Consider the following 18624-nt stretch of genomic DNA (forward strand, 5'->3'; position numbering starts at 1 on the left):
CGGAAGGGCCCGAGCAGACGCAAAAGCCCGAGAAACCGGAAGGGCCCGAGCAGACGCAAAAGCCCGAGAAACCGGAAGGGCCCGAGCAGACGCAAAAGCCCGAGAAACCGGAAGGGCCCGAGCAGACGCAAGGGCCAGGGAAGCCGCAGGAGCCCGGGAGGGGCGGAGCCCGGGCAGACGGAGGGTTGGCGGGGCAGCCGGAGAGGCTCCCCGGAGCCGGGCGTGGCGGGGGCTCGTAGGCGCCCGCCGAGCAGTGGGGGTCCCGAGACCCAGGTCACTCACGCCTGGCTCAACTTCGTCCCGTTCCGGTCGGTCTTGGAACGTGGTGTCGGTTTGACTGAGTCGCAGACACCCCCGGACCAGGCCCCGCACGGACGAGGACGACCGCCGCATGACCACGCTCGCCCGCTGGGCCCGCGCCGAATGGGGTGCGCTGTACGCCGCGGTGCGCGGACCACTGGCCGAGCGGCGATGGCGGGCCGCGCCGATGGCGGTCGCGGCCGTGTGCCTCACGGCCCTGCTGCACGTCGTGCACAACCAGGCGTGGGGCCATCGGTTCGTGCAGAACGCCGGTGGCGTGCGGGCCGAGGACCCGTTGTGGCTCGCGCTGCTGCGCACGCCGCTGTCGCTGTGCGTGCCCGCGCTGGACCTGCCGGTGTGGGGCGCGCTCGTGCAGATCCTGCTGGTGTTCGGCATCGCCGAGCTGTGCCTGGGCCGGTGGCGGACACTGGCCCTCGCCTACGTCGCCACACTCGCGGGCACGCTGTACGCGCGCCTGGGCATCTGGCTGGGCCCGGACTCGCCGCTCGGCCTGCCCGCCTCGGACGCCCGGGTCGTGGACACCGGGCCGTCGGCGGCGGTGGTGGGTCTGGCCGTCTTCCTGGGGTGGCGGCACCGCGGGTACGTCACCGCCTCGTTGGTGATCGTGGCGATGGTGGCCGAGGTCGCTCTGAAGGAGAACCTCGCGGGCAAGGAGCACCTCGCGGCGATCGTGGCGGTACTGGTGCTGTGCGCGGTCGGCGAGCTGCGTCAGCGGCGCTCGAGGGACCGGGCCGGCTCGGGGTCGGGGGCGCCGCCGATCCAGTCCTGAACAGCTCGCATGGGGGTCACCCAGCGGCGGTCGTGATGGTAGGAGCGCAGGGCGGATCTGGCCCGGGCGCGGGGCCGGTTGCGGTAGAAGCGTTTGGCCCACGGGGAGGTGGGCCGGGCCAGCCGTACGGCGGCCACCAGGGCGATGAAGGGGATGATCACGCCCACGACCGCGAGGCGGACCTTGCCCTTGAACAGGGCGACGAGGGCGAACGCGAAGTTCACGAGGACGTTCACGAGGACGACGGCGCGGTTCTGCTGCTGGTCGTCGTTGAGGTCGTCGACGCCCAGCGGCGAGAAGCCGATCAGCAGCAGGCCGACGAGCGAGGCGGTGAGCACGACCATCTCCACGCTCTTGCGGCCGCTGGGGGTCCAGTAGACGTCGGCGAGATGCAGGACGAGGGCGAACTCGTCGAGAACGAGGCCCGCGCCGATGCCGAAGAACACCGCGGCCAGGCACGACCCGAAGCCGTGTTGACCGCCCGCCACCGCGCCGAAGCCGCCGATGATCGTCAGGATGACCCCGGGGACCACGTGGTGGACGTGGACGCCACCGCTGCTGACGTTGCCGAAGGGTCCCTTGCCGGCCCGGATGAGACGGGTGATGAGCCGGGTGATCAGGAAGGTCAGCACGAAGGCGACGAGAGCGAGAAGCAGCGGCAGCTTGCCGGGTTCGATGATGTTCCGCTCCAGCCATCCCATATGTGAACTTTATCCTCGGCTGCCGTTCCCGCTCTCATGACCGGCGGGTAGCCTGCGCCGGTGCCCAGGACCTCGCCCCTCGACGGCCTCCGCTTCGCCTTCGGAACCCTCACGGTGATCCCCGTCCGGGTGACCCGGTGGGACCGGGAGGCGGCACGCGGCGGCATGCTGTGCGCTCCGCTGGCGGGCCTCGCGGTCGGTGCCGCCGCCGCCGGGCTCGGACTGGCGCTGCTGTTCCTCGGCGCGGGCGCCCCGCTCGCCGCCGTGGCGAGTGCCGCCGTGCCGGCCGTGCTGACCCGGGGACTCCATCTCGACGGGCTCGCGGACACCGCCGACGGGCTGGGCAGCGGGAAGCCCGCCGAGGACGCGCTGCGGATCATGAAGCAGTCCGACATCGGGCCGTTCGGGGTCATCACCCTCGTCCTCGTCCTGCTCGCGCAGGTCACCGCGCTCGCCCAGGCGTACGACGCCTCGTGGGCCCGGGGCGCGTGCGCCGCCGTCGTGTCGGCGGCCCTCGCCCGGCTGGCCCTGACCCTGGCGGCCCGGACCGGGGTGCCGGCGGCGCGGCCGGAGGGTCTGGGCGCGGCGGTCGCGGGTGTGGTGCCGCTGCGGGGTGCGGTGACCGCCGCGGCGGCCGTCACGGTGGCCGCGGCGGCGGCAGGTGCGCTCTTCGGGCCGTACGGCGTGATCCGTACGGTGCTCGCGGTCGTCCTCGCCCTGGCCGCCGCCGAGGCACTGCTGCGCCACTGCACGCGCCGGTTCGGCGGGGTCACGGGGGACGTCTTCGGCGGTCTGGCGGAGACGGCGGCGACCACGGCGCTGATCGTTCTGTCACTGGGCTGAAACGATCTCCTCGTCCCTCTCCTGCACGGGCCGCTCAGCCGCTAGCTTCCTGCCCCGACACACAAGTGATCGGGAGACGTTCATGCCGAAACTGCGCCGCGCCCTGGCCTGGTTCGTCGATTTCGCGCTGGTGGTGGCGCTGGCCTCGGCGCTCGCCGTGCTCACCTTCCACCGGGTCTCCGCGCTGGTCACCGACGTGCCCGAGCTGGCCACCCGCGGCGGTTTCGACCTGCTGACCTCGCGCGGTGACGTGCTCGACGCCTCGCAGGACCTCGGGCTCTCGCTGTGGAACAAGTCGGTGCTGTACGTCGAGCAGGCTTTCGGGCTGCTGGTGCTGACCGTGTTCCTCTACCAGTGGGCGTGCCTGTCCCTGGCCGGGCGCACGGTCGGCAAGGCCCTGGTGGGGCTGAAGGTCACGACGGACTCCTCGCGCGGGGTCAGGGCGGTGCGCCGGGCCGCGGTCACCACCGCCGCGGACGTCGCCGTGTACGCGGTGGCCTGCGTGCTGCTGGTCGAGGGGCAGGTCGTGCTGTCGGTGCTGGTGTGGGCGGTCGCGGTGGTGCTCTTCCTGCTGAACGCGCTGCCGGTCCTCTCCCCCGCCCGCCGCTCCCTCGCCGACCGGTTCGCGGGCACCTCCGTCACCGGGATCGGACTCAGCAGGGCCGTCGCCACGCCCCGGTTCGTACTTCGTCGAACGACTGGAACAGCGGGCCGGTCCTGAGGACGACGCCCAGCAGGAGCGCCGTCGGGCTCGGGAGGCTGGCCGGGTCGGGATGGGTGTGACCCGGTTCACCGGTGTGAGGGGTCAAGAAATGGCCACTACGCCACCCACAGGTGAACGCCCGCAGGAATGAGCGAACGAGGCCACGCGCGTAGTCTCGTCGTCGAGTGTTCGCCGCACCGGGGAAGGCCCCGTGAGACCCGCCCTAGAAGGTCGACATAGGGTCGGCTGTCGGGCCCGGTCGACCCACACCGTTCGACCTCAGCAACTTCACATCGGAAGCGAGATTTCACCACCGTGACTGCTCTCACTCTCAGCACCGCCGCGGCGCCCGGTCTGCGGGCCGACGCGATCGTGATCGGTGTCGCCAAGGGTGCCAAGGGGCCGGTCGTCGCACCGGGCGCCGAGGCCGTGGACAAGGCGTACGACGGCAGGCTCGCCGGCGTTCTGGAGACTCTCGGCGCCTCCGGCGGCGAGGGCGAGGTGACGAAGGTGCCGGCGCCGTCCGGCTTCAAGGCACCGCTCGTCCTGGCGGTCGGCCTGGGCCCGGTCCCGGAGAAGGACGCCGACTACGGCACCGAGGCCCTGCGCAAGGCCGCCGGTGTCGCCGCCCGCGCCCTGGCCGGGTCCAAGAAGGCCGCCTTCGCACTGCCGCTCGCCGACGCCGCCGACGCGGGCGCGATCGGGGAGGGCGCGCTGCTCGGCGCGTACTCCTTCGACGCCTACAAGGACAACGGCAAGGACCCCAAGGCGAAGAACGGCAAGGCTCCCCTCGCCGAGGTCGCCCTGCTCGGCGGCAAGCCCCGCGACAAGGCGTACAAGGCCGCGGTCGAGCGCGCCGTCGCCGTGTCCGAGGAGCTCAACCGCGCCCGCGACCTGATCAACACCCCGCCGAACGACCTCGACCCCGAGTCGTTCGCCGCGATCGCCCAGGCCGCGGCCAAGGAGCACGGCATCAAGGTGCAGGTGCTCGACGAGAAGGCTCTGGTCAAGGGCGGCTACGGCGGCATCCTCGGCGTCGGCGCCGGCTCGGCGGCCGGACCGCGCCTGGTCAAGCTGTCGTACACCTCCTCGAAGGCGAAGAAGCACCTCGCCCTCGTCGGCAAGGGCATCACCTACGACTCGGGCGGCATCTCGCTGAAGCCGGCCGGTCACAACGAGACGATGAAGTGCGACATGGCCGGAGCGGCCTCGGTGTTCGCCGCGGTCGTCGCCGCCGCGCGTCTCGGCCTGGAGGTCAACGTCACCGGCTGGCTCGCCCTGGCCGAGAACATGCCCTCCGGGTCCGCGACCCGTCCGGGTGACGTGCTGCGGATGTACAGCGGCAAGACGGTGGAGGTGCTCAACACCGACGCCGAGGGCCGGCTGGTGCTCGCGGACGCGCTGTGGGCCGCCTCCCAGGAGAAGCCCGACGCGATCGTGGACGTGGCGACGCTCACCGGGGCGATGGTGCTGGCGCTGGGCAACCGGACGTTCGGGATCATGGGCAACGACGACGCGTTCCGTGCCGCGCTGTGCGAGGCGGCCGAGGAGGTCGGGGAGCCGGCGTGGCCGATGCCGCTGCCGGAGCACCTGCGCAAGGGCATGGACTCGCCCACGGCCGACATCGCGAACATGGGTGAGCGGATGGGCGGCGGCCTGGTCGCCGGTCTGTTCCTGCGCGAGTTCGTGGGCGAGGGCATCACCTGGGCGCACCTGGACATCGCCGGGCCGGCCTTCAACGAGGGCGGGCCCTTCGGGTACACGCCGAAGGGCGGCACGGGGACGGCCGTGCGGACGCTGGTGCGGCTGGCCGAGCTGACGGCTGCCGGGGATCTGGGCTGATCGTCGCCCAGTAGCTCGGTCTCGCCGGTTGTGTGGCGAGTGCGGGGCGTGGGGGCTGTTCGCGCAGTTCCCCGCGCCCCTGAGGTCCGCTGCCCTCGCGCCCGCGCTGCGGAGCCGCAGATCGGACACGGCCCCGCGCCCCTTGAGGGCGAGGCTCATCTGAACGTGGGGCGTCTCACACCGCAGCCCGGCGTCTCCTTGTGTGCCGACAAGTGCGAAGATGGGGCTCGGCAGGACAGGGCCCCACCGAAGGGCCGAAGAACGAGCGGCCGGACACCAGCCGCCTGCCGGTCGTCGAAGACCGGCTCACGGCGCACATGCATGGAGGACGTGACGTGGCGAACGACGCCAGCACCGTTTTCGACCTAGTGATCCTCGGCGGTGGCAGCGGTGGTTACGCCGCGGCCCTGCGCGGGGCGCAGCTGGGCCTGGACGTCGCCCTGATCGAGAAGGACAAGGTCGGCGGCACCTGCCTGCACCGGGGATGCATCCCCACCAAGGCCCTGCTGCACGCGGGCGAGATCGCCGACCAGGCCCGCGAGAGCGAGCAGTTCGGTGTGAAGGCCTCCTTCGAGGGCATCGACATCGCCGGTGTCCACAAGTACAAGGACGGCGTGATCGCCGGCCTGTACAAGGGCCTGCAGGGACTCGTCGCCTCCCGGAAGGTGACGTACATCGAGGGTGAGGGCCGACTGTCCTCCCCCACCTCCGTCGACGTGAACGGCCGCCGCGTCGAGGGCCGCCACATCCTGCTCGCGACGGGCTCCGTGCCCAAGTCGCTGCCCGGCCTGGACATCGACGGCAACCGGATCATCTCCTCCGACCACGCCCTCGTCCTGGACCGCGTGCCGAAGTCCGCGATCATCCTGGGCGGCGGTGTCATCGGCGTCGAGTTCGCCTCCGCGTGGAAGTCCTTCGGCACCGAGGTCACGATCGTCGAGGGCCTGAAGCACCTCGTCCCGGTCGAGGACGAGAACTCCTCCAAGCTCCTGGAGCGCGCGTTCCGCAAGCGCGGCATCAAGTTCAACCTGGGCACCTTCTTCCAGAAGGCCGAGTACACCCAGGACGGCGTCAAGGTCACCCTCGCCGACGGCAAGGAGTTCGAGGCCGAGGTCCTGCTGGTCGCCATCGGCCGCGGCCCGGTCTCCCAGGGCCTGGGCTACGAGGAGCAGGGCGTCGCGATGGACCGCGGCTACGTCCTGGTCGACGAGTACATGCGCACGAACGTGCCGACCATCTCCGCCGTCGGTGACCTCGTCCCGACCCTCCAGCTCGCGCACGTCGGCTTCGCCGAGGGCATCCTGGTGGCGGAGCGCCTGGCCGGCCTGAAGACCGTTCCGATCGACTACGACGGTGTCCCGCGGGTGACGTACTGCCACCCCGAGGTCGCCTCCGTCGGTATCACCGAGGCCAAGGCCAAGGAGATCTACGGCGCGGACAAGGTCGTCGCTCTCAAGTACAACCTCGCGGGCAACGGCAGGAGCAAGATCCTGAACACCGCGGGCGAGATCAAGCTCGTCCAGGTCAAGGACGGTGCCGTCGTCGGCGTCCACATGGTCGGCGACCGCATGGGCGAGCAGGTCGGCGAAGCCCAGCTGATCTACAACTGGGAGGCGCTGCCCGCCGAGGTCGCGCAGCTCATCCACGCCCACCCGACCCAGAGCGAGGCGCTCGGCGAGGCCCACCTGGCCCTGGCCGGCAAGCCCCTCCACGCACACGACTGACCCCTCGGTCGACACACGCGACGACACAGACTTCCGCACTTTCCGTAAGGAGCAACCGAAACCATGGCGGTTTCCGTAACCCTTCCGGCGCTCGGCGAGAGCGTCACCGAGGGCACTGTCACCCGCTGGCTGAAGGCCGAGGGCGAGCGCGTCGAGGCCGACGAGCCGCTGCTCGAGGTGTCGACCGACAAGGTCGACACCGAGATCCCCTCCCCCGCAGCCGGCATCCTTTCCTCCATCAAGGTCGCCGAGGACGAGACGGTCGAGGTCGGCGCCGAGCTGGCCCTGATCGACGACGGCAGCGGCGCGCCCGCCGCCGCCGAGGCCCCGCAGGCCGAGCAGGTCGCCGAGCCCGCTCCCGAGCCGGCCCCGGCCGCCCCGTCCACCGAGCAGGCCGCCCCGGCGCCCGCTCCCACCGCCGACGCCGCCACCGGCGGCGGCTCCGCCGAGGGCACGGACGTCGTCCTGCCCGCGCTCGGCGAGTCCGTCACCGAGGGCACCGTCACCCGCTGGCTGAAGTCGGTCGGTGACAGCGTCGAGGCCGACGAGCCGCTGCTGGAGGTGTCGACGGACAAGGTCGACACCGAGATCCCCGCCCCCACCTCCGGCACGCTGCTGGAGATCGTGGTCGGCGAGGACGAGACCGCCGAGGTCGGCGCCAAGCTCGCCGTCATCGGCGAGGCGGGTGCGGCTCCGGCCGCCGCCCCGGCGCAGGAGGCCCCGGCCGCCCCGGCCCAGCCCGAGCCCACCCCGGCTCCGGCCCCGGCGCAGCCCGCCCCGGCCCCGCAGGCCCCGTCGGCTCCGGCCCCGCAGCAGCAGACCACCCCGGCTCCCGAGCCGGCCCCGTCCGCTCCCGCGCCCGCCCCGGCTCCGGCCCAGGCCCCGGCCGCTCCGGCCGCCGCCAAGCCGGCCGACGACGGCGCCTACGTCACCCCGCTGGTGCGCAAGCTCGCCGCCGAGCAGGGCGTCGACCTGGCGACCGTCAAGGGCACCGGCGTCGGCGGCCGTATCCGCAAGCAGGACGTCGTCGCCGCCGCCGAGGCCGCGAAGGCCGCCACCGCCGCCCCGGCTCCGGCCGCGGCTGCTCCGGCCGCCTCGAAGAAGGCCCCGGTCCTTGAGGCGTCCCCGCTGCGCGGCCAGACCGTGAAGATGCCGCGGATCCGCAAGGTCATCGGCGACAACATGGTCAAGGCCCTGCACGAGCAGGCCCAGCTGTCCTCGGTCGTCGAGGTCGACGTCACGCGTCTGATGAAGCTGCGCGCCCGTGCCAAGGACGCGTTCGCGTCGCGTGAGGGCGTCAAGCTCTCCCCGATGCCGTTCTTCGTCAAGGCCGCGGCCCAGGCGCTGAAGGCGCACGCGCCGATCAACGCCAAGATCAACGAGGCCGAGGGGACCATCACCTACTTCGACACCGAGAACATCGGTATCGCGGTGGACTCCGAGAAGGGCCTGATGACCCCGGTCATCAAGAACGCCGGTGACCTCAACCTCGCCGGTATCGCCAAGGCCACGGCCGACCTGGCGGGCAAGGTCCGCGCCAACAAGATCACCCCGGACGAGCTGTCCGGCGCGACCTTCACCATCTCCAACACCGGGTCGCGCGGCGCGCTCTTCGACACGATCATCGTGCCGCCGGGCCAGGTCGCCATCCTCGGCATCGGCGCGACGGTCAAGCGCCCCGCCGTCATCGAGACGGAGGAGGGCACGGTCATCGGCGTCCGCGACATGACGTACCTGACCCTGTCCTACGACCACCGCCTGGTGGACGGCGCCGACGCCGCCCGTTACCTGACGGCGGTCAAGGCCATCCTGGAGGCCGGCGAGTTCGAGGTCGAGCTCGGCCTCTGACCTTCGGCTCCACGGCTGATCGGTGCCCCGTCCGGATCTCCCGGGCGGGGCACCGTCGTACCCCAGGGGCGGCTGGAACCGCGCGACGAGCCACGAACGACCCACGGCCGCCCGAAGACCGTCCGGCCCGAGCTCACCGGCGCCGCAAACACCATGTGCGCCTCGTCTCACCTGCGCGACAGCGCCCACGTCGGCCCCACCGGCGGAGCGAACCGGCCGTATTGTCTAAACGTCAATCCCGCGTAAGGAGCCCTCATGACCGCGCCCGTCATCCACTCGCTCCGCGAGCAGATCCGCGAGCACATCCTGGAGGGGATCATCAGCGGACGCTGGCAGCCGGGCGAGCGGATCGTCGAGCGCCGGATCGCGACCGAGCTGGAGGTCAGCCAGACCCCGGTCCGCGAGGCCCTGCGCGAGCTGGAATCCCTGCGCCTGATCGAGTCCGCTCCGAACAAGGGCGTGCGGGTCCGCAACCTCACGGCCGCCGACCTGGAGGAGAGCTACCCGGTCCGCGCCGGCCTGGAGGCCATCGCCGCGGAGCTGGCCGCCCAGGGCCTCGCGGAGGACTGCACGGCACTGGAACCCCACGTCAGCGCACTGTACGAGGCCGACCGCGTCGCCGACGGCACCGCCCAGGTCCGCCACACCGTCGCCTTCCACCGCGAACTCGTGCGCGCCGCGGGCAATTCCGTCCTGCTGCACACCTGGGAAGGCCTCGGCATCGAGGTGTTCACGGCCCTGTCGATCCGCTGGCTGGGCACGCAGCAGCAGTCGTACGCCGAGGAGCACGAGGAGCTGGTCGCCGCGTTCAAGCGCCGCGACCCCCGGATCGCCGAACTCGTGAAGGCGCACGTCCTGGGCTGCGCGCCCCGGGCGTGACACTCGAGCACATCCCCGCTCAAAAGCCTCCCACCTGCGAAAACCATGAGAAAACCAGTCACCGCGTGCCACAGCCGGAGGCACCCCGTGCCTACTTTCTCGTGATCAAGAGGTTTTGCCCCTCAACCCTTTGATCGATCATCGATCAGGGAGTTACAGTCGCCGACGGGCTTGCCACCCAAGCCCCAGCCCTGTCCTGCCAAAGACAAAGGGCACCCCCGATCCCCGCATGTGAGGGAACCCCCTTCGACTGAGGAAGGCGGCGACATGACCGACCCCAACGCCATCCAGCCGAGCGAGCTCGACCAGCTCCACGACCGGGACCCCGAGGAGACCGCCGAATGGCAGGCCTCCCTGGACGCGGTCACCAAGGCTGCCGGGCCGCACCGTGCCGCATACCTGATGCGCCGCACGCTGGAGCGCGCCGAGGGCGCCGGCATCGCGCTGCCGAAGCTCCTCGAGACCGACTACGTCAACTCCATCCCCACCTCCGCCGAGCCGGCCGTGCCCGGTGACGAGGCGCTGGAGCAGCGGATCACCGCGTGGAACCGCTGGAACGCGGCCGCGATGGTGACCCGGGGCAGCAAGTACGGCGTCGGCGGCCACATCGCCACCTTCGCCTCCGCGGCCTGGCTCTACGAGACGGGCTTCAACCACTTCTTCAAGGGCAAAGAGGCCGACGGCTCCGGCGACCAGCTCTACATCCAGGGCCACGCCTCCCCCGGCATCTACGCCCGCGCGTTCCTCGACGGCCGGCTGAACGAGGAGCAGCTCGACAACTTCCGCCGGGAGGCGGCCGGCAACGGCCTGCCCTCCTACCCGCACCCGCGCCGGCTGCCCTGGCTGTGGGAGTTCCCGACGGTCTCCATGGGCCTCGGCCCGCTGTCGGCGATCTACCAGGCCCGCTTCAACCGCTACCTGGCCAACCGCGGCATCAAGGACACCGCCGGTTCGCACGTGTGGGCGTTCCTCGGCGACGGCGAGATGGACGAGCCCGAGTCGACGGCGGCCCTGGCGCTGGCGGCCCGTGAGGAGCTGGACAACCTCACGTTCGTCATCAACTGCAACCTGCAGCGCCTGGACGGCCCGGTCCGCGCCAACTTCAAGATCGTGCAGGAGCTGGAGGCCCAGTTCCGCGGTGCCGGCTGGAACGTCGTCAAGACGCTCTGGGGCACGGCCTGGGACGAGCTGTTCCGGCTCGACACCACCGGCGCGCTCGTACGCCGCCTGCGCCAGGTACCGGACGCGCAGATCCAGACGTACCAGACCCGCGACGCGGCCTACATCCGCCAGGACTTCTTCGGCGGCGACCCGGCGCTCGTGGAGATGGCGAGGCTGCTGAGCGACGACAAGATCCTCGAGTGTTTCCACCTCTCGCGCGGTGGTCACGAGTCCCGCAAGGTGTTCGCCGCGTACAAGGCGGCCGTCGAGCACAAGGGCGCGCCGACCGTGATCCTGGCCCAGACGGTCAAGGGCCACACCCTCGGTGAGGGCTTCGCGTCGAAGAACGCCAACCACCAGATGAAGAAGCTCTCGGTGGACGAGTTCAAGAACATGCGCGACCTGCTGGAGCTGCCGATCTCCGACAGCCAGTTCGTCGACGGCGTGGTGCCGTACGGCCACCCCGGCGCCGACTCCCCCGAGGTCCGCTACCTCCAGGAGCGGCGTGCCGCCCTCGGCGGTCCGGCCCCGGCCCGCCGCGTGCACCCGGTCGCGCCGCTGCCCGCCCCGGCGGACAAGGCGTTCGCGTCCTTCGACAAGGGCTCCGGCTCGCAGAACGTGGCCACCACCATGGCGTTCGTCCGCCTGGTGAAGGACCTGGTCCGCGACAAGGAGACCGGCAAGCGCTGGGTGCCGATCGTCCCGGACGAGGCGCGCACCTTCGGCATGGAGTCGCTGTTCCCGTCGCTCGGCATCTACTCGCCGAAGGGCCAGACGTACGAGCCGGTCGACCGCGACCAGCTGATGTACTACAAGGAGGCCCAGAACGGCCAGATCCTCAACGAGGGGATCACCGAGGCCGGTTCGATGGCCGACTTCATCGCCGCTTCGACGTCGTACGCGACGCACGGCGAGGCGATGATCCCGTTCTACATCTTCTACTCGATGTTCGGCTGGCAGCGCACGGCCGACCAGATGTGGCAGCTCGGCGACCAGCTCGGTCGCGGCTTCCTCGTCGGCGCCACGGCCGGCCGCACGACGCTGACGGGCGAGGGCCTGCAGCACGCCGACGGCCACTCCCCCGTGATCGCGGCGACGAACCCGGCGGCGCTGTCGTACGACCCGGCGTTCGCCTACGAGGTCGCGACGATCGTCAAGGACGGTCTGCGCCGGATGTACGGCGAGGCCGCCCCGGGCGAGGACCAGAACGTCTTCTACTACCTGACGGTCTACAACGAGCCGCTGCCGCAGCCCGCGAAGCCGTCCGTCGACGGCATCGACGAGGGCATCGTCAAGGGCCTGTACCGCTTCAACACGGCGGAGTCGGCGGGCATCACGCCCCCGGCGAACGCCCCGCGGATCCAGCTGCTCGGCTCCGGTACGGCGATCCACTGGGCGCTGAAGGCGCAGCGGCTGCTCGCCGAGGAGTGGGGCGTGGCGGCCGACGTGTGGTCGGCGACGTCCTGGAGCGAGCTGCGCCGGGACGCCCTGGAGGCGGACGAGGCGCTGCTGCGCGGCGAGGAGCGGGTGCCGTTCGTGCGGCAGGCGCTCCAGGGTGCCGAGGGCCCGGTGCTGGCGGTCTCCGACTACATGCGCCAGGTCCCGGACCAGATCGCGCAGTGGGTCGAGCAGGACTGGTCCTCGCTGGGCGCCGACGGCTTCGGCCTCTCCGACACCCGTGAGGCGGCCCGCCGCCACTTCGGTGTGGACGCGGAGTCGATCGTCGTCGCGGCCCTGGCCCAGCTCGCCAAGCGCGGCGAGGTGAAGGCGGCGTCCGTGAAGGAAGCGCGCGAGCAGTACGGTCTGTAGGGTCTGCGGCCCTCATCGGTCCCGGTCGTTCGTCGACTGCGGGCCGGTGGGGGCTCGCGCAGTTCCCCGCGCCCCCAAGATGGGCCTGCTCCAGCACGCCCATCTTGGGGGCGCGGGGCTGTATCGATGTGCGGCTCCGCCGCCTGGGCGCGACGAGCCCCCACACACCCGCACCCGAACACCGACCATGATGGCCCCATGCGTGCTGCCCGGCTGATCAAGATGGTGCTGCTGCTCCAGTCCCGGCCTTCCATGACGGCCGCCGAACTCGCCCGTGAGCTGGAGGTGTCGGAGCGGACGGTCACCCGGGACGCGCAGGCGCTGTCGGAGGCGGGCGTGCCGGTGTACGCGGACCGGGGCCGGGCCGGTGGCTACCGGCTGGTCGGCGGGTACCGGACGCGGCTGACCGGGCTGCACCGAGGGGAGGCCGAGGCGCTGTTCCTGTCCGGGGTGCCGGGGGCGCTGCGCGAGATGGGTCTGGAGGACGCCGCCTCGGCGGCCCGGCTGAAGGTGTCGGCGGCGCTGCTGCCCTCCCTGCGGGACGCTTCGCGGTCGGCCGCCCAGCGGTTCCACCTGGACGCGCCGAACTGGTTCAGGGAGCCGAAGACGCCCGCGCTGCTGCCGGCCGTCGCCGACGCGGTGTGGGACGACCGGCGGATCAGCGCGCGCTACCGGCGCGGGGAGGACGAGGTCGTCCGGGAGCTGGAGCCGTACGGGCTCGTGCTGAAGGCGGGCGTCTGGTACCTGTGCGCCCGGGTGGCCGGGCCCGGATCGTTCCGGGTCTACCGGATCGACCGGTTCACGGCGGTGGACACGGACGGTGAGCGCTTCGAGCGGGAGCCGGACTTCGACCTGCCCGTCTTCTGGGAGGAGCGTGCGGAGCAGTTCGCGCGGTCCCTCCTGCGGGCGCGGGTCGTGGTGCGGCTGTCTCCCGACGGGGTGCGCGCACTGCCGTACGCCCTCGACTCGGTGTCCGCCCGGGAGGCCCTCGCGGACGTGGAGGCCCCGGACGCGGACGGCTGGGTGACGGTGGCCCTGCCGGTGGAGTCCGAGGAGGTCGCCCACACGCAGCTGGCGGCGCTGGGCCCGGAGGTGGAGGTGCTGGCGCCGGAGGGCCTGCGCGAGCGGTTCGCCGGGGACGCGGCGCGGCTGGCCCGGCTCTACCGGCCCGGGGACGGCGCATAACGATCCCGCCCACTCCGGGTGCGCCCCTGTGACCCAGGGCCGATGCTTGACCCGTGATGGACGAGACGGAGTTCTGGGAACTGGTGGACGAAGCCCGGGAGGCCGCCGAGGGCGACCCGGAGGAGCAGGCGGACCTGCTCGTGGACCGGCTCGCCCAGCTGGATCCGGACTCGGTCCTGGACTTCGCCCGGCACTTCGAGTCCCGCTACAACCGCGCCTACCGCTGGGACCTGTGGGGCGCCGCCTGGGTGCTGCTCGACGGGGCGAGCGACGACGCCTTCGACTTCTTCCGGTGCTGGCTGATCGGCCAGGGGCGCGAGGTGTTCGAGGGCGCCGTGCACGACCCGGACGCGCTCGCCGACCTGCTGGACGACTTCGACGAGGAGATCGACGGCGACGGCGAGGAGCTCGGTTACGCGGCGGACGAGGCCTACGAGCAGCTCACCGGGGTGGTCGCGCCCGACCTGGAGATCGCGCCGGCGCCCCCGGAACCGGAGGGCACGCCGCTCGACTTCGAGAACGAGGGGCTGCTCGCCGAGCGCTACCCCCGGCTGTGGCAGCGCTTCAGGGGTTGAGGAGGCTGGAGGGCCGATCAGCCGGCTGACATTTCAGGGCCGATCAGGCGGCGGCAGATACTTCCAGGGTCCATGAGACGGCGGCCGACGCTTCAGGGCCGATCAGGCGGCGGCAAATACTTCCAGGGTCCATGAGACGGCCGCTGACGCTTCAGGGCCGATCAGGCGACCCGGCGGCGGTTCGCGTCCGTCGGGATGTACGCGTGCGTGTGATCGGCCCGCACCGCGGGGTGCATCGGAGCGGCGTTGGCCTGGTCGAGGGCGGAGGCGGTGACCGCGGCCGGGCCCAGGACGACGGTCACGACCGCGCACAGCATCGCCCAGGGGCCGCGCGAGGCCACCGCCCGTCCACCCGGCTCCCCGGCGCTCCCCGCGTGCCTCGGGGCCTTCGTACGACCGTTGTTCATGGTCCCCACCTCCGGTCGGCTGCCTGTGGCGACGACCGTAGGAGACCGGGATGTCAGGACGCTGCGCGTTCGCTGTGGCCTTGCCGTGGGTCGTCGGGGCGGCCCTGGAGGCGGGCCGCGAGCTGTCTGATCTCGGGCAGGCGGGCGTGCAGGGCGGCGCCCGGGCAGCTGGTCATGTAACCGTCGTTGTGGCCGGCGAGGGCGGGCAGGCGGGCTGTGGTGCCGGCCGCGTACCGGCTCAGGCCGTTGCTGGAGACCAGGCGGACCTCCGAGCGCGGGTCCGTGCCGCTCATGCCCAGTTTCCAGGCGGACAGGGCGGCGATCGCGCGGATCATGGGCTGCGGGACGGGCATGCCCTCGGTGAAGGTGCCGAGGGCGGCGATGCCCGCGGTGCGGTGGTTGAAGCCCTGGGTGTGGGCGCCGGTGACGGCGCGCTCCACGCCCCCGGCCCGGCCCTCGTAGATGGTGCCGCAGCGGTCGACGACGAAGTTGTAGCCGATGTCGTCCCAGTCGCGGGTGCCGGTCTGGCCGGTGTAGAGGTCCCGGATGATGCGGGGAGCGTCGGCGCAGTCGTAGCCGTTGGGCGAGTCGGTGTGGTGGACGAAGACGGCGGCGACCCGGTCGTCGTAGCGCGGGCGCGGCTGTGCGCGGGCGGCGTCGCCCAGCCAGTGCGCTCTCGGCTCGATGGGCGGGCGCGGGGCGGTGTAGGACGTGGCCGGGGAGCGAGGCGGGGCGGCGCGCGAGCCGGTGTCGGCGGCGTTCTCCACGCCGTGGGCGCACAGGAGCAGCGCCACGACGGCGGCGGCGCCCGGCAGGCAGCCGAGCAGCACGCGGACCGCGCGCGGCAGGCCGGCTATGCCGGGTGCCCCGTCGGCGGAGCGCCTGCGTGCGCCCCGCCGTCTTCGGAAGACACGCATGGTCCCACTGTCGGCCTGATCCCGTCCGTCCGCGATGTGTGATGTGCCACCCGGTGGAACCATCGTCACGGTCCGCGACGTTTTTCCCTGTGCACGCTCGCGACCGATTCCGATCACCCGTGCGCGTGTGACTGATCACCGGGCCCTCCCCCCGCGTATTAAGGGGTTCCGAGAGAAAGGCGGCGTGCGTGGACCTGCTCGACATCCTGCTGTTGCTGGTCGTCCTGGCCTACGCGGCGTCCGGGTACCGGCGCGGGCTGGTGGCCGGCTGTGTGTCGCTGGCGGGCTTCGTGGGCGGTGCGGTCGTCGGCGTGTGGATCCTGCCGTGGGTCATGGGCCTGGTGGAGGCGGGCACGACGCGGGCGACGCTGACGGCGGTGTTCACGGTGCTGCTCCCGGCGGTGGTGGGGCACGAGCTGGCGGGGCGCCTCGCGCTGCGGCTGCGGCGGGAGCTGGACCGGGGGCCGCTGCGGGTGGCGGACGGGATCGGCGGGGCGGTGGCCAACGCGGTGGCGGTGCTGATCGTGGCGTGGGTGGCCGCGAGTGTGCTGGGCGCGTCCTCGTCGCCGCTGGTCACCTCGGCGATCCGGGACTCGCGGCTGCTCGGCGCCGTGCAGCGGACGATGCCGGACACCACACCGGCCTGGTTCTCGGGGGCCACGTCCGCGCTGACGCAGGCGGGCTTCCCGCAGGTCTTCAACCCCTTCGAGAACGAGTCGACGGCCGAGGTCGCCAAGCCGACCGGCGACAGCGTCACGGCGGCCGCCACCGAGGCGGCCAAGCGGAGCACGGTGAAGGTCGAGGGCGTCGCGGGCACCCAGGGGCGCGAGGGCAGCGGGTTCGTGTACGCGCGCGAGCACGTGATGACCAACGCCCACGTGGTGGCGGGCATCGACGAGCCGACCGTGCAGATAGGCGGCGTCGGGCGGACGTACGAGGCGCGGGTGGTGCTCTTCGACCCGCAGAAGGACGTGGCGGTGCTGTACGTGCCGGGCCTGAGGGCGCCCGTGCTGCGGTTCGACGACGACGCCGAGCGCGGTGACTCGGCGGTCGTCGCCGGCTATCCGCAGGACGGCGATCTGAACCTCCAGGCGGCGACGGTCGCGAACCGGGTACGGGCCACGGGCCAGAACATCTACAACGACGGAACGGCCACCCGGGAGATCTACTCGATCCGCTCCACGGTCCGCCCGGGCAACTCCGGCGGCCCGCTGCTCACCACCGACGGCCGGGTGTTCGGCGTGGTCTTCGCCCGCTCCACCTCGGACGCCGAGACGGGCTACGTCCTGACGGCGGACGAGGTCTCCTCCGACGCGCGGCGCGCAGCGGGCGCGACGGCCCCGGTGGACACGGGCGAGCCGGCCGCGTCGTAGCCCCGGCTCACAGGAAGCGCCCCATCACCACGTCGTCGACGTAGGCCCCGTCGAGCAGGAACTCCTCGGGCATGACCCCCTCGACCACGAACCCCTCGGCGGCGTAGAGCGCCCGGGCCGGGGTGTTGTGCCCGAGGACGCGCAGGGTGATGCGGCGGGCGCCGCGCCGGCGGGCCTCGTCGACGGCGGCCCGGACCAGGGCCCGCCCGACGCCCCGGCCGCGCGCCTCCCCGGCGACGGCGAGGCCCTGGATCTGGCGGACGTGCCGATTGGCATCGAGCTCGGTGGGGAAACCGAGGAGGACATAGCCCGCGAGACGGTCATCGAGCTCGGCGACCAGGCAGTCCTCGGGGGCGTGCCGCTCGCTGAAGAAGGGAGCGTACGGCGGCTGCGGCTCGGGCGTCACCGCGTGCAGGGGCGACCAGGCGAGCCGGTCGAGCAGGGCCAGTTCGTCGCCGTCCTCGGTGCGGGCGGTGCGGATGCGCGGTTCAGGGAGCTCGGGCATGGGCGTCACCCTACGGCGAGCGGATCGAGGCCTTGCAGGGGTTTTACGGGGCCACCCGGCAGGATGGATTTATGGAACATTCAAGATTCGCGGTGGCGGGTGCGTCCGGGCTCATCGGCAGCGCCCTGGTGCGGTCCCTGACCGCCGACGGACACGAGGTGCGCCGCCTGGTGCGCGGCACGCCCCGCTCGGCCGGGGAGATCCGCTGGGACCCCGAGGGCGGGCGGGTGGACACGGCCGGGCTCGCCGGGTGCCACGCGGTGGTGAACCTGGCCGGGGCCGGGGTCGGCAACCGGCGCTGGACGGAGGCCTACAAGCGGCGGATCCGCGACAGCCGGGTCAACGGCACGGCGGCCCTCGCCGAGGCGGTCGCGTCGCTGGACGCGAAGGACCGGCCGCGGGTCTTCGTGAACGGCAGCGCCATCGGCTACTACGGCGAGACCGGCGAGCGCACGGTCGACGAGAGCGCGCCGGCGGGAGAGGGGTTCCTGCCCGCGCTGTGCGTCGAGTGGGAGGGGGCCACCGCACCCGCCCGGCAGGCCGGTGTCCGCACGGTGTTCACCCGGACCGGGCTGGTCGTCTCGCGCGAGGGCGGCGCCTGGGGGCGGCTGTTCCCACTGTTCCGGGCGGGGGCCGGCGGGCGGATGGGCGACGGGCGGCAGTACTGGTCGTTCGTCGCGCTGCACGACGAGGTCGCCGCGATCCGGCATCTGATCAAGACCGACGGCCTGTCGGGGCCGTTCAACGTCACCGCGCCGCACCCCGTGACGAACCGTGAGGTCACGGCGGCGATGGGGCGCGTGCTGCACCGCCCGACCCTGTTCCCGGTGCCCGCGACCGTCCTGCGGACCGTGCTGGGCGAGATGGCCGGGGACGTCCTGGGCAGCACCCGGGTGCTGCCCGCGCGCCTGCTGGAGTCGGGCTTCCGGTTCGCCTTCCCGGAGATCGAGGGAGCGATCAGGGCGGCACTGTGACGGCTCGCCATCGCGCCGGACCGGACTCACCGGCGCCCGGGACCGGGCCACCTGGCCGGGCCCGGCCTACGCACACCGGCGCCCTGTC

16 protein-coding genes are annotated in these 18624 nt (G+C 72.4%); 12 read left to right on the plus strand and 4 right to left on the minus strand.

From position 1 onward, the window contains the following. Window positions 1–391 precede the first annotated feature (391 nt). Window positions 392–1090 carry a hypothetical protein gene (locus ACFY5B_RS11295; protein ID WP_389967777.1) on the plus strand — a complete coding sequence of 233 codons (699 nt, stop codon included), beginning with the start codon at window positions 392–394 and terminating at the stop codon, window positions 1088–1090. On the opposite strand, the gene ACFY5B_RS11300 is transcribed toward ACFY5B_RS11295, so the two are convergent. Beyond that, the gene (locus tag ACFY5B_RS11300; protein WP_389967779.1) at window positions 1030–1791 is read right to left on the minus strand and encodes a hypothetical protein; all 762 of its coding nucleotides are present in this window, start codon (window positions 1789–1791) and stop codon (window positions 1030–1032) included. The genes ACFY5B_RS11295 and ACFY5B_RS11300 overlap by 61 nt on opposite strands. A 60-nt stretch (window positions 1792–1851) precedes the next feature. On the opposite strand from ACFY5B_RS11300, the gene ACFY5B_RS11305 reads away from it, so the two are divergent. The 9 genes from ACFY5B_RS11305 to ACFY5B_RS11345 all read left to right on the plus strand — a co-directional run bounded on the left by ACFY5B_RS11305 (window position 1852) and on the right by ACFY5B_RS11345 (window position 14360). Then, complete coding sequence (locus ACFY5B_RS11305; protein ID WP_389967781.1) at window positions 1852–2634, plus strand: adenosylcobinamide-GDP ribazoletransferase; 783 nt, start codon at window positions 1852–1854, stop codon at window positions 2632–2634. A gap of 82 nt (window positions 2635–2716) precedes the next feature. Beyond that, window positions 2717–3355: an RDD family protein gene (locus ACFY5B_RS11310; RefSeq protein WP_389967783.1), complete on the plus strand. Its 639-nt coding sequence runs from the start codon at window positions 2717–2719 to the stop codon at window positions 3353–3355. A gap of 297 nt (window positions 3356–3652) precedes the next feature. Then, window positions 3653–5179, plus strand: a complete 1527-nt coding sequence (locus tag ACFY5B_RS11315) for a leucyl aminopeptidase (protein ID WP_389967785.1) — start codon at window positions 3653–3655, stop codon at window positions 5177–5179. 335 nt (window positions 5180–5514) lie between these two features. Continuing rightward, on the plus strand, window positions 5515–6903 hold the full coding sequence (gene lpdA, locus ACFY5B_RS11320) for a dihydrolipoyl dehydrogenase (protein WP_033312603.1): 1389 nt from the start codon (window positions 5515–5517) through the stop codon (window positions 6901–6903). 63 nt (window positions 6904–6966) lie between these two features. After that, window positions 6967–8751 (plus strand): 2-oxoglutarate dehydrogenase, E2 component, dihydrolipoamide succinyltransferase, encoded by a 1785-nt coding sequence (gene sucB, locus ACFY5B_RS11325; RefSeq protein ID WP_389967788.1) that lies wholly within the window; start codon window positions 6967–6969, stop codon window positions 8749–8751. Between the two features lie 255 nt (window positions 8752–9006). After that, window positions 9007–9630, plus strand: a complete 624-nt coding sequence (locus ACFY5B_RS11330; protein ID WP_362231884.1) for a GntR family transcriptional regulator — start codon at window positions 9007–9009, stop codon at window positions 9628–9630. A gap of 267 nt (window positions 9631–9897) precedes the next feature. Continuing rightward, window positions 9898–12600 carry a pyruvate dehydrogenase (acetyl-transferring), homodimeric type gene (gene aceE / locus ACFY5B_RS11335; RefSeq protein ID WP_389967790.1) on the plus strand — a complete coding sequence of 901 codons (2703 nt, stop codon included), beginning with the start codon at window positions 9898–9900 and terminating at the stop codon, window positions 12598–12600. A 198-nt stretch (window positions 12601–12798) separates the two neighbouring features. After that, the gene (locus tag ACFY5B_RS11340; protein ID WP_389967792.1) at window positions 12799–13785 is read left to right on the plus strand and encodes a helix-turn-helix transcriptional regulator; all 987 of its coding nucleotides are present in this window, start codon (window positions 12799–12801) and stop codon (window positions 13783–13785) included. Between the two features lie 56 nt (window positions 13786–13841). Then, the gene (locus ACFY5B_RS11345) at window positions 13842–14360 is read left to right on the plus strand and encodes a DUF4240 domain-containing protein (RefSeq protein WP_389968485.1); all 519 of its coding nucleotides are present in this window, start codon (window positions 13842–13844) and stop codon (window positions 14358–14360) included. Between the two features lie 161 nt (window positions 14361–14521). Here the strand turns inward: ACFY5B_RS11345 and ACFY5B_RS11350 are convergent, their stop codons facing one another. Both ACFY5B_RS11350 and ACFY5B_RS11355 read right to left on the minus strand, forming a co-directional pair. After that, window positions 14522–14767 carry a hypothetical protein gene (locus tag ACFY5B_RS11350; protein ID WP_389967794.1) on the minus strand — a complete coding sequence of 82 codons (246 nt, stop codon included), beginning with the start codon at window positions 14765–14767 and terminating at the stop codon, window positions 14522–14524. A 53-nt stretch (window positions 14768–14820) separates the two neighbouring features. Then, a complete protein-coding gene (locus ACFY5B_RS11355; protein WP_389968487.1) occupies window positions 14821–15597 on the minus strand; it encodes a peptidoglycan recognition protein in 777 nt (258 codons plus the stop codon). A 275-nt stretch (window positions 15598–15872) separates the two neighbouring features. On the opposite strand from ACFY5B_RS11355, the gene ACFY5B_RS11360 reads away from it, so the two are divergent. Continuing rightward, entirely contained in the window at window positions 15873–17057 is a 1185-nt protein-coding gene (locus ACFY5B_RS11360; RefSeq protein WP_389967796.1) for a MarP family serine protease, read from the plus strand. A gap of 7 nt (window positions 17058–17064) precedes the next feature. Here the strand turns inward: ACFY5B_RS11360 and ACFY5B_RS11365 are convergent, their stop codons facing one another. Further along, on the minus strand, window positions 17065–17562 hold the full coding sequence (locus tag ACFY5B_RS11365; protein WP_389967798.1) for a GNAT family N-acetyltransferase: 498 nt from the start codon (window positions 17560–17562) through the stop codon (window positions 17065–17067). A 71-nt stretch (window positions 17563–17633) separates the two neighbouring features. Here ACFY5B_RS11365 and ACFY5B_RS11370 point away from each other — a divergent pair, with 71 nt between their 5' ends. Next, entirely contained in the window at window positions 17634–18536 is a 903-nt protein-coding gene (locus ACFY5B_RS11370; RefSeq protein ID WP_389967800.1) for a TIGR01777 family oxidoreductase, read from the plus strand. The last annotated feature ends 88 nt before the right edge of the window (window positions 18537–18624 follow it).

The organism is Streptomyces sp. NPDC013187 (genome assembly GCF_042899705.1).
In the GTDB taxonomy this organism is placed as follows: Bacteria; Actinomycetota; Actinomycetes; order Streptomycetales; family Streptomycetaceae; genus Streptomyces; species Streptomyces hawaiiensis_A.